Genomic DNA, 11,844 nt, shown 5'->3' on the forward strand with positions numbered 1-11,844 from the left:
CTGAATTAGGAATGAGCCAAATATATTTTGAAACTGTAAACACAGCACAAATATCAAGTATTGACATGATGAATTTGATTTCTAGGACGATGAATCACATTAACTTCCTACTCCAGGGAGTTCAAATAAAAAGTTTATTAGCTGTTGTCCTAGTTGGTTTGATGACGCTAACGACTAATGTTGCTTTTGGGCAAAATAATCAAGTTTTAAAAGAGCAAGTCCGTCAAGATATACAGCAAGATGATTCCCAAAGACCAAAAACCATCAGGGAGTGGAATCAGGAGGCTCGTGAAACAGAAGGTTCTCCTATCGAGCGAATGCAAAAAATTGGGGAAGAGTCAGCAGAAGCTTTAACAGAATTTGGTTCAGGATACGTAGAGGGTGCTGAAAAAATGGCTCGTGATATCCAAAATGGTGTAGCTGAGATAGGCGAATAGGCGAATATATTCCGGGCTAATATAGCCGTATGCACTTGAATGAACTACATCATATTCCCCTCCTCGCTTGCACCGGAGGGGGTTTTTGTATCTCAACAATATTAGCCGAGACATACGCAAAATAAATTATGAGGGAGATTTGTATCTATATGATACAGAAATTCTATGCGATCGCATCTATTTACACGCTTGCAAACAAGTCCACAATATAGTTACACTTTTTAAAACATTCTCATTTTTGCTTGGCAATTACGTAGACGGTTAAATGGGGGTTGACTCAAGGATGGCATTTCCTGGTGTCCAAACGGTTTACAGACGTTTGCTAGGTTCTCAAAGAACTAGGAAGAAATTTTCATTGAGAAAATCTCTCGGCAGTCATACAGGCGATCGCTACTCTAGAAAGTAAAGCTACCCAGCGTCTCAAAATATTGCCAAACTAGCCACACCGTCTGATTTATCAAGACTAATTTGTGGTTAAATTTAAGATCCTGGCAATAAAAAAACTCAGAGAGTTCACTGAACGGCGGAAAAGCATCGCAGTAGGAGGATTAAACCCACCTCAGCGAATCTTCCCTCCCTCAAAACCTCAGTCATAAAATTGCTTTGTAAACATAATTCATCGAGGAGGAGCGTAGTCGATGGGACTACCCTGGTACCGAGTACACACAGTCGTTCTGAATGATCCAGGTCGGTTGATTTCTGTACACTTGATGCACACAGCTCTAGTTGCAGGCTGGGCTGGTTCAATGGCATTGTACGAACTAGCTATTTATGACCCCAGTGATCCAGTGCTTAACCCCATGTGGCGGCAAGGAATGTTCGTCCTGCCCTTCATGTCACGTTTAGGTGTTACCGAATCTTGGGGTGGCTGGAGCGTCGTCACTGGTAACGCCGCAAGTAATCCTGGTTTCTGGTCTTTTGAAGGTGTAGCCGCAGCTCACATCGTTCTTTCAGGTCTATTGTTCCTAGCTGCCGTCTGGCACTGGGTTTACTGGGATTTGGAACTCTTCAGAGATCCTCGTACTGGTGAACCTGCCCTAGATTTGCCAAAAATGTTTGGCATTCACCTATTCTTATCCGGTTTACTTTGCTTTGGCTTTGGTGCTTTTCACCTCACCGGACTATTTGGCCCAGGTATGTGGGTCACTGATGCCTATGGAGTTACTGGTAGCATTCAGGCAGTAGCACCAGAGTGGGGTCCGGCTGGGTTCGACCCATTTAACCCTGGTGGTGTTGTAGCTCACCATATCGCCGCAGGCGTTGTTGGCATTATTGCGGGTTTATTTCACCTCACAGTCAGACCTCCCGAACGGCTATATAAAGCTCTACGGATGGGGAACATTGAAACCGTACTTTCTAGCAGTATTGCTGCCGTATTCTTCGCAGCTTTCATTGTTGCTGGTACGATGTGGTACGGTAACGCTACTACCCCGATTGAACTGTTTGGCCCCACTCGTTATCAGTGGGATCAAGGCTACTTCACTCAGGAAATTGAGCGTCGCGTCCAAACTAGCCTATCTGAAGGTGCAACCCTTTCAGAAGCTTGGGCAGAAATTCCCGAAAAATTGGCTTTCTATGATTACGTCGGTAATAGCCCTGCTAAAGGTGGTCTATTCCGTACTGGTCCTATGGTCAAGGGTGATGGTATCGCCCAATCTTGGCAAGGTCATGCCGTATTCAAAGATGGTGAAGGTAGAGAATTGACCGTGCGTCGTCTCCCCAACTTCTTTGAAACCTTCCCAGTTATCTTGACCGATGCTGATGGAGTGATCAGAGCCGATATTCCTTTCCGTCGCGCCGAATCCAAGTACAGTTTTGAACAAACTGGTGTCACCGTCAGCTTCTACGGTGGTGATCTAGATGGTCAAACCTTTACAGATCCTGCTGATGTTAAGAAGTATGCTCGTAAAGCTCAAGGTGGCGAAATCTTTGATTTTGACCGCGAAACCTTGAACTCTGATGGTGTATTCCGCACCAGCCCCAGAGGTTGGTTTACCTTTGGACACGCTGTATTTGCTCTACTATTCTTCTTTGGTCATCTCTGGCATGGTTCTCGGACAATCTACCGAGACGTATTTGCTGGTGTGGATGCGGATCTAGAAGAACAAGTTGAGTGGGGTCTATTCCAGAAAGTGGGTGATAAATCTACCCGCCGGAAGGAAGCTCTCTAACTCTAATCTTTCGGTACTAGGGATTGAGAAATAATTCTTCTTATACTCAATCCCCCAATACCTTATTTCATAGACTGAATAAACGATCATTATTGGCTGGTTAGGCAGGAGCTTTTAATATGGAAAGCGTTGCATATATCTTGATTTTTGCTCTGGCATTAGGAGTTATTTTCTTTGCGATCGCATTCCGCGAACCCCCCCGCATCGAAAATAAAGAAGAAAAATAGACTGCTCTTACCAAAATTCTAAGGGCATTTAAACCTTTTATCTGCTGTTACCAATCATGGTGGCAGCAGATATCTGTCTTTTATAACCATAGATTTTATGGGGGCAATTCTCAAATAAACTACTCAATAAATACTAAATTGACAGAAGATATGATATAATTGTTTATCTGGAAGTTAATATGTGTTAATACTAGCTTTTCTGCGCTAGGATAAAAAAAAGATGTAGGTGTACCTGCCGCCTAGTGCCTCGGATATACATCATCACGCCTATGCCACAAAATTTACGGAGACTAGAACCAGGAACAAATCAGCATGGTCAATCAGAACTTAACCGCTACAGAAATTGGATTTACTCACGAAGATTTCGCTGCTCTACTTGACAAGTATGATTATCACTTCAGCCCTGGAGATATTGTACCAGGTACAGTTTTCAGTATAGAGCCGCGCGGCGCTCTGATTGACATAGGTGCTAAAACAGCAGCCTACATACCTATACAAGAAATGTCTATTAACCGGGTTGACGCTCCGGAAGAAGTTTTACAATCAAACGAAACAAGAGAGTTTTTCATCCTCACCGATGAAAACGAAGATGGTCAGCTCACGCTTTCCATTCGTCGCATCGAATATATGCGGGCTTGGGAACGTGTGCGGCAGTTACAAGCAGAAGATGCTACTGTTCGTTCCGGTGTATTTGCTACCAACCGTGGTGGTGCATTAGTACGCATCGAAGGATTACGCGGGTTTATCCCAGGTTCTCACATCAGCACCCGTAAACCGAAGGAAGATTTGGTAGGTGAAGAACTGCCATTGAAATTCCTAGAAGTAGACGAAGAACGTAACCGCTTAGTTCTATCCCACCGCCGAGCGCTGGTGGAACGGAAGATGAACCGCCTAGAAGTAGGCGAAGTAGTTATTGGTACAGTTCGTGGGATTAAACCCTACGGTGCTTTTATCGATATTGGTGGTGTTAGCGGACTGCTACACATTTCTGAAATTTCTCACGAACATATTGATACACCTCATAGCGTCTTCAATGTCAATGATGAAGTTAAAGTCATGATCATTGACTTGGATGCAGAAAGGGGTCGGATTTCCTTGTCTACCAAGCAGCTGGAACCCGAACCCGGTGATATGATTAAGAACCGTGACTTGGTTTATGATAAAGCTGAGGAAATGGCAGCCAAGTATCGTGAACAGATGCTAGCTAAACAGCAAGGTATTACTGCTGTACCTACAGAAGCAGAGGAAGTTGTGGGTGCTGAGGAAGCAGTAGAAGCAGCAACTGAGGAGACTCCAGTAGAAGCTACAACTGAGGTAGAAGCAGTAGAAGCTACAACTGAGGAAACTCCGGTAGAAGTATCGGCTGTAACCGAAGAAGAAATTCCAGCAACTACTGACACTGAACCAGCAGCTACTGTAACTGAAGAAGAGATTCCAGCTTCTGTTGAACAGGAAGGTTGATTCCCTCTGTGATGCACGCGTTAGTGCTGCACTACATTTAGTAATATGGACAGTCAAGCTTTTAAACAGGGTTAATACGCCTGTAGCTTGACCTGTTGATCAAAAAAATTATTAAAGTATTAATGAAAGAGGGAATAACCCTCTTTTTTTGTGGTGATTTTCCATTGATCAAATGAGGTGAAAGATTTTGGTAACTATTAAATGTAGAAACATGAGTTTTTACAATATCCAGGCCATTTTTTTTGATAAAAATGGGACATTAGAAGACTCAGAAGCATATTTGCGATCGCTTGGACAAAAAAGTGCGCGGATGATAGATGCACAAATTCCCGGAATTGGCGAACCCTTATTAATGGCCTTTGGCATCAATAGCGATACCTTAGATCCAGCAGGATTAATATCCGTAGCCAGTCGTCGGGAAACTGAAATTGCCGCAGCCGCATATATTGCCGAAACTGGGAAAGGATGGTTTGAATCTTTAAAAATAGCCCAGAAATCCCTAAACGAAGCCGAGAAATATCTGGGTACAACTCCTGCACCACTATTTGCAGGTAGCTTGGATCTCTTACAATCCTTGTCAGCAGCAGGAATAAAACTAGGTATAATTTCAGCCGCAACCACAGCCGAAGTTAGCAATTTTGTAGCACAACACCAGTTAACTAATTACATCCAGCTACAAAAAGGAGTAGATGACGGCCCCAGTAAACCAGATCCAGTTTTGTTTTTACAGGCTTGTCAAGATTTAGGGGTAGAACCAGGGAATACATTAATGGTAGGAGATGCTGTTGGTGATATGCAAATGGCACGTCATGCTAAAGCCGCAGGTTGTATTGGTATTACCTGGGTGGGTAAGTCAAATCATGTCCAAGGTGCAGATGTGGTGATTAATCAACTCAACGAAATTCAAATTGTCGCAGATTGATTTGGGCTTTCAATACGATTCTCAAAGGTTTTCAGCTTTGTGTCTGATAACTAAGCACAAATAATGGTTAGTTATATTAGGATGCAAAAAGTCAAATCGACAAAAACATATCAAACCAAAATCATAATGACCTATCTAGAAACAGCAGCACAGTTTTACAGTGAAGTCGCACAAGAACCAGAAGTGGGACTATGTTGTGTTCAAAGTACACCCATAAAACTACCAGGACTGAAAATTCCTCTACCAATGCAGGAAATGAACTATGGTTGTGGTACAACCGTTCATCATACTGAACTTTCAAACCAGCCCACAGTCATGTATGTCGGTGTTGGTGGTGGGTTAGAAGCACTGCAATTCGCTTATTTTTCTCGTTATCCAGGTGCTGTAATTGCCATTGAACCAGTTGCAGCTATGCGGGAAGCCGCCACACGTAACCTAGAAATTGCTGCTGAAAAAAACCCTTGGTTTGACACCAGCTTTGTAGAAATTCGGTCAGGCGATGCTTTTAATCTTCCTGTGGGTGATGCAAGCGTGGACATCGTGGCGCAAAATTGCCTGTTTAACATTTTTGAACCAGAAGATTTGACCCGCGCTTTAAAAGAAGCATATCGAGTATTAAAACCAAAGGGACGCTTGCAGATGAGCGATCCTATAGCTACTAGCCCAATTCCTGCACATTTACAACAGGATGAGCGTCTCCGTGCTATGTGTTTATCAGGCGCACTCACATACGATGAGTATACTCAGCGCATCATTGACGCTGGTTTTGGTCAAATTGAAATTCGCGCCCGTCGTCCTTATCGTCTGTTAGATTCTCACACTTACAAATTAGAAGCAAATCTCTTGCTAGAAAGCTTGGATTCGGTTGCTTTTAAAGTTGATGTTCCTGAAGATGGTGCTTGTATATTCACAGGAAAGACGGCTATTTATGCTGGTGTAGAATCTTTTTTTGATGATCAGGCAGGACATATACTGCATCGTGGGATTCCCGCAGCTGTGTGTGATAAAACTGCGGCTCAACTTGCCACTTTACAGCCAACCGAAATTATCGTTACTGATTCAACTTGGCACTATAGTGGTGGTGGCTGCTGTTAACTTTTAACGCCCCCAAAAATGTTTATAATCAGTTTATTTTTGGCTACGCTTTTTTTAGCTTATTCCAATGGAGCCAACGACAACTTTAAAGGTGTAGCAACATTGTTTGGTAGCAGAACTATAAGTTACCAAACAGCAATTTTGTGGGGAAGTTTTACAACTTTTGCTGGTGCATTAGCTGCGGTTTTCGGGGCAAGTACATTGATCGAAAAATTTACGGCTCAAGGTATATTTCCCGATGCGATCGCTAATGCACCAGAAATCCATTTAGCAGTAGCCATCACCACCGGTTTAACCGTTCTAGTTGCCGCCTTAACAGGATTTCCCATTTCTACAACTCACAGTATCATTGGGGCGCTTCTAGGTGCTGGATTAGTGGCTATTGGACTCAAAGTTAATTTTGCTGCTTTGGAGAGGTTATTTATTTTACCTCTATTTTTCAATCCTATTATTGCTATTTGTTTGTCAGCAGGAACACATAAATTATTACACTATATAAATTCTCAATTACACTGGCAACCCAATCAGAAAATAATTAACACCTGTCACTTAATTAGTGCTGGGATTATCAGTTTTATTCGCGGGTTTAATGACACCCCTAAAATCATGTCCCTAATTATAATTATTGACTATTTTTCAGTTCAGGGGGGAATGCTGACAATAGCAATGGCTATGGGACTAGGGGGTTTACTCAACTCCCAAAAAATCGCCCAAACCATGGGTGAAAAAATTACCATCATGAATCATACTCAGGGTTTATCGGCAAATATGGTAACAGGCGTTTTGGTGATTACATCTAATTACTTTGGGGTTCCTGTTTCTCTGACTCAAGTTTCCGTTAGTTCTATCTTTGGTGTGGGATTGCTTCACAACCAAGCCAAGGCGCGTGTTTTTTACCAAATTTTATTGGCGTGGATTTTAACTTTACCTATCACCACAATCATTAGTGGTATCGTTTATAGATTATTGCAATGATCGGATACCAAGAACTTACTAGTGAAGAAGAAAATAAATCTTCTCCAAGACCCAATAGACAAGACCTTCCCCCTGTTACAGAATAGTGGTAAAAAAAATTCTGTTACCAAAATGGTTACGAGAGTTCTGCCACTTTGGTATTACCTTATGATGATACTTAGTTAAGCTCCTCACACTACACCAAAAGCCTTGCAACATCATGTTGTATGGCTTTTTATTTTATGTATCATTTACCTTAACCTACTGTCCACACTACTGAGTAGAAATTTAAACTCTCCTGGCTGGGTAACACAGTCCCTGGTGCTGAGAGGTTATAATTCCAAATATCCTGGGGCGGATTATTTTAGATTAAATATATCTAGATGATTAAGCTAACTTATTGACATACCTCCTCTTCCTGAAGGAGAGAGGATTCCTTAACGCTTAATTGGGTTGTGCTATCGAAATAGTCTAACCATCCCTCGACGTTCGTTTAAAGTCTCCCAATGCCCTATGGCGACTATATCCAATTTTACCAGAAAGCCGTCCTAAAAGGCGATGCACTGAGCAGTTCGACAGGCTCACTGTATCACCTGTCGAAGTGACGGGGCTTGTATCCCGTTATTCTTGGTCAGAACTTACGCAAAAGCTCGCTCAAATCCTGATTTCTCTGTGTCCTCTGCGTCTCTGTGGTTAATTATTCCGTAATTTTTGCGTAAGTCCTATTAGTTAAATAACCAGTATTAGGTTAGAATTTCAATGCGAACTCAGTTATTTAGGTAATTTTGCATTTCCACAGGGATTGTAGAGTATTGTAGGATATTTGAGTAAATTTTCGTTTCATTAAATCAATACTAAACTAGCCTTGACATCCTGGTTTTTTGATCCTTACTACCAAAAGCCTATCATATCTGCCGCCGAGCAAGCCTCCTGGCGTTGCCAAATTCGCGTGGCTACACCTGATGATTGGACTGGTATTTCGCAAATTATTGCCGAAAGCTTTCACGCACACGATGGTTTCTGGGGGTGGGCTTTTCCACTATTACGTTTGGGTATTTACGAAGACCTCAAACATCGCTTGTTATCACCTGCGCCTCATCATGTTTGTTTGGTTGCTATTGATACTAGTATTGCGGCAAAGCCTACTTTAGTAGGAACGGTGGAATTAGGTGTGCGTTTCAATGATTCTTGGGTAGCGACGGGTAGGAGTTTTCCTTATCTTTCTAATTTAGCTGTTCACCCTAAATATCGTAGGCATGGTGTAGCTTCGCAACTACTGATTAGATGTGAAAAATTCTCTCAGGAGTGGGGGTTTGAAGAGTTATACCTCCATGTCTTGGAAAATAACCATAAGGCACGGCAACTTTATTTCAAGCTAGGATATCAGCCATATACTTCAGAATCTCACTGGAATATATTTTTTTTCGGACGTTCTCGGCAAATATTGTTACAGAAATATCTCAATATTGAATAGGACTTACGCCAGAAATATCTGAAACCCTCTTTCCTTCCTGTCCTTCTCTCAAGGGGAGAGGCTAGTGCCAACGTGGTTTATTCTTTCGTGACTTGTGCGTCAGTCCTAATATCTGCGGATAAAATTAGCTGAATAGCTGTGTAGAGAAGAGTTACAGCTAGGGATTTTCAAGTCTGTTAACTGTTAAATAGCTGAGTTGTGGCAGGTTTATTATTTGCTGACGCTAATTTTTATTATTGTAAAACTTGACTCTTGTTAATGTTCAAAAGATTGATTTTAGTGATTTTATTTCCAGCTAAAATTAACCCAATATAGATATTTTAATTAAATATAATATGTGATCTAAATTTAATGTGGTATTTGGATATTGAAGGATTTAAATATATTAGATATACTATTATATAACAACATTAAAATTACCCTTGACATAATTTCAATACCTCATAATATCTTTTTATTGAGTAATTTATCTTTATATAATCTTTAAAAAAGAGTAGCTGATTGTCCGCCACAGAATCACCTAAATCTCATAAAATATAATTAATTATTTAGTAATCAAATTGTTTTTTAATATCTGAGTTACATCAACTAGTAAGTTTTTGTGATCAAAAAGGTTTCAAAAAGCATCAAAAATATAATTTTAGTTCGCCCAAATTTTTGCTAGAACTACATAACACTAGCAACTTATCTGCAAGTTCGAGAAAACATGGATAGCGAAAGCTACCGACGCTATCAAGCTGCTATGGTATCAACTTACTACCCTGACATTCTTCTCCTAGACCATCTTGTGATGACAGATGGCTCTGAGCAGTCTTATGACTCGGATATCCTCGCACTTCTGCATAGTGGAAAGGTGTTTGTTGTCAATAGTCGTAAGCGCAATGGTTTAATCCTCTTTAAACGCTATCATGCAGAATTTGCGGGGCCGGGTGCTGCCGTTGGGGGGGATTATGATCATGATTGTGAACGGGTGCTGACTATAGGTAATTTGTCTTTACTAACTCCAAAATGTTATGAGGAGCGTCAGAAGGCTTACTTAATTCGGCGACAGTGGGTGAGGTTAATTAAGCAGATTACTGAACACCCGCTACCTCAGCAGCGAGTGGAGAAAATTTTAGATCAATTTGAACAATACTTTCCACTACTAATGGTGGATCAAATGCCAGATATTGTCTTTGCGCTGTTAGTAGGGGTGTTGCCAAAAACTGTAAAAATAGTACGCGGTTTGGGTAATAGTTTGGATTATTGAGTCAATGTTCTAGGGCATATTTTATCTAATTTTGCTACAGAGGGGCGGAGGGAATGCCTACCTCTGATGTTGGATTATCTGAAGATGTCTAGTTCATTTACTGGCAAATTGCTGTAATTTTAGATTTGCTAATGCAGATTGTATTCTATTGCAGGTACGGGTATTTTCTGCGGATGTGCCGATGGTAATTCGCAATCCTCCACTAATTTCGCGTACAAGAGTACCAGAAGTCTTGAGTTGTTGGTGAAGAGTTTTGATAGTGGTGTTGTTTTCTATGTCTGAGTTATTCGCTGAGAGACGCAGAAAAAGAAAGTTGGCATCACTTTTGGTTATTTGTAATGCGGGGTGTTGGGATAAAATTTCTCTAAGTTTGTCTCTTTGATCTAAGGTGGTGGAAATTGATTCCAGCAACAGTTGGTGATTTTGCATAGCAGTTAATGCGGCTGCTATTGAGAAGCTAGGAAGATTATAAGGTAAGCGGACTTTTTCTAAGATGGCGATCGCATCTGGATGAGCAATACAATAACCCACACGCAGGGCTGCTAACCGGAAGGCTTTAGAAAATGTCCTCAATACAATCCAGTTAGGATGTTCTGCTAGTTCACTAACTAAGGTATTTTGACTAAATTCAAAGTAAGCTTCATCAATTACCACCAAAATTTCTTCACCCAGACTTTTTAACCATGACAATTCTGCCGCAGTTAAACAGTTACCGGTGGGGGAGTTGGGATGTACGACAAAAACCACGCGAATCGGGGGATTTTGAGGTTCTGCGATCGCAGATTGGGCTGCTTTTAAGTCAATTTCAAAGTTATCTGAATTTCTGTCTACAGTCACGACAGGAATACCCAATGTTTTCGCTAGGATTCCATACATTGAGAATGTGGGATTGGCGACTAAAATTGAGCCTTCTCCTCCCAGACAGGTGGCGATTAATAATGAGCGGATTAGTTCATCTGAACCATTACCTAGAGAAATATTAGCAGCCGTAAATACCGAGGATGTGAGGCCAGCAGATTCATTGACGTATTCAGCGATCGCCTGTTTGAGTGTCTCATGTCCCCCGTCAGGATAACGATTTGTTTCAATGACTTGCTGATATATCCCAGCCAGCTTTTCTTTTAACTCTGGTGGCAAATCATAGGGGCTTTCGTTGGTATCCAGCCGATCCAACTGCATGGGTACTCCTGCGGCTGTATCACTACTGGGGTGGGGTTTATAGGCGGTAAATTGGGCTAAATCTGACCGGATAAAATTCAGCATAATTTTAGTAATTAGTCGTTAGCCATTAGTAATTGTTTAAACACAAGAAACAAATGACTAAGGGGTAGGTTATTTTAGGAAGATTCATATTTTACCGAAAAATTGGAGCTTAAAGGTAGCGATCGCTGATATCCGGTGCTTGGAAGCAAAACCGTGTAAGTAGATGGCGGCGATCGCCTAATTAATTATCCTGAGAATGCGATCGCCTGTATGAGAACTTTAAATTACAACTTCTTCCCGTTGACAATCAAAAACCACCATAAAAGCAGAATCAGGTTTTGTTTGGCTTAAGTGTTGCATATAACCATCTGCATCAGAACGACTGCGGAAGCGAGCGACAATTTCCCGTTGTGCATCAGGAACTAAACGTGCGATCGCCCAAGAATTTAGACGTGCTTTGTATGCGATCGCTGGATTTGTTGAATTAGCAGCTTTGTGGTCAGTATTTTGTGGCATGATTTATTTTAATTACCTAATTTTTTCTTAACAGCTTTACTGAGTCTTATTGCAGGGGGTGAGATAAGGCATTTTTTTATCTTCTGCCACCTTGTTATGCGATTATTTTGAGATTGTCAATAGTCTTAGATACAT

The 11,844-nt window shown here is 41.4% G+C and carries 11 protein-coding genes; 9 read left to right on the plus strand and 2 right to left on the minus strand.

Annotation, left to right across the window (positions count from 1 at the left end; all coding sequences use genetic code 11):
• Positions 1 to 11: 11 nt before the first annotated feature.
• The 9 genes from VB620_RS12505 (at position 12) to VB620_RS12545 (ending at position 9,990) form a co-directional block, all read left to right on the plus strand.
• Entirely contained in the window at positions 12 to 437 is a 426-nt protein-coding gene (locus tag VB620_RS12505) for a hypothetical protein (protein ID WP_323196481.1), read from the plus strand.
• Positions 438 to 1,075: 638 nt separating this feature from the next.
• Positions 1,076 to 2,608, plus strand: a complete 1,533-nt coding sequence (gene psbB / locus VB620_RS12510) for a photosystem II chlorophyll-binding protein CP47 (protein WP_323196482.1) — start codon at positions 1,076 to 1,078, stop codon at positions 2,606 to 2,608.
• A 119-nt stretch (positions 2,609 to 2,727) separates the two neighbouring features.
• Positions 2,728 to 2,835 (plus strand): photosystem II reaction center protein T, encoded by a 108-nt coding sequence (locus VB620_RS12515; RefSeq protein ID WP_323196483.1) that lies wholly within the window; start codon positions 2,728 to 2,730, stop codon positions 2,833 to 2,835.
• 312 nt (positions 2,836 to 3,147) lie between these two features.
• On the plus strand, positions 3,148 to 4,296 hold the full coding sequence (locus VB620_RS12520; RefSeq protein ID WP_323196484.1) for a 30S ribosomal protein S1: 1,149 nt from the start codon (positions 3,148 to 3,150) through the stop codon (positions 4,294 to 4,296).
• A gap of 187 nt (positions 4,297 to 4,483) precedes the next feature.
• Positions 4,484 to 5,218 (plus strand): HAD family hydrolase, encoded by a 735-nt coding sequence (locus tag VB620_RS12525; protein ID WP_323196485.1) that lies wholly within the window; start codon positions 4,484 to 4,486, stop codon positions 5,216 to 5,218.
• A 126-nt stretch (positions 5,219 to 5,344) separates the two neighbouring features.
• The gene (gene arsM, locus VB620_RS12530; protein WP_323196486.1) at positions 5,345 to 6,313 is read left to right on the plus strand and encodes an arsenosugar biosynthesis arsenite methyltransferase ArsM; all 969 of its coding nucleotides are present in this window, start codon (positions 5,345 to 5,347) and stop codon (positions 6,311 to 6,313) included.
• A 39-nt stretch (positions 6,314 to 6,352) separates the two neighbouring features.
• The gene (locus VB620_RS12535; protein ID WP_323196487.1) at positions 6,353 to 7,288 is read left to right on the plus strand and encodes an inorganic phosphate transporter; all 936 of its coding nucleotides are present in this window, start codon (positions 6,353 to 6,355) and stop codon (positions 7,286 to 7,288) included.
• Between the two features lie 844 nt (positions 7,289 to 8,132).
• Positions 8,133 to 8,741 (plus strand): GNAT family N-acetyltransferase, encoded by a 609-nt coding sequence (locus tag VB620_RS12540; RefSeq protein WP_323196488.1) that lies wholly within the window; start codon positions 8,133 to 8,135, stop codon positions 8,739 to 8,741.
• A gap of 706 nt (positions 8,742 to 9,447) precedes the next feature.
• On the plus strand, positions 9,448 to 9,990 hold the full coding sequence (locus VB620_RS12545; RefSeq protein WP_323196489.1) for a hypothetical protein: 543 nt from the start codon (positions 9,448 to 9,450) through the stop codon (positions 9,988 to 9,990).
• Between the two features lie 93 nt (positions 9,991 to 10,083).
• Here VB620_RS12545 and VB620_RS12550 read toward each other — a convergent pair whose 3' ends face one another.
• Positions 10,084 to 11,253, minus strand: coding sequence for a histidinol-phosphate transaminase (locus tag VB620_RS12550; protein WP_323196490.1), 1,170 nt, complete (start codon positions 11,251 to 11,253; stop codon positions 10,084 to 10,086).
• Positions 11,254 to 11,472: 219 nt separating this feature from the next.
• Positions 11,473 to 11,709 (minus strand): hypothetical protein, encoded by a 237-nt coding sequence (locus VB620_RS12555; protein WP_323196491.1) that lies wholly within the window; start codon positions 11,707 to 11,709, stop codon positions 11,473 to 11,475.
• Positions 11,710 to 11,844 lie beyond the last annotated feature (135 nt).

Origin of the sequence: Nodularia harveyana UHCC-0300, assembly GCF_034931085.1 — a bacterium.
Taxonomy (GTDB): domain Bacteria; phylum Cyanobacteriota; class Cyanobacteriia; order Cyanobacteriales; family Nostocaceae; genus Nodularia; species Nodularia harveyana.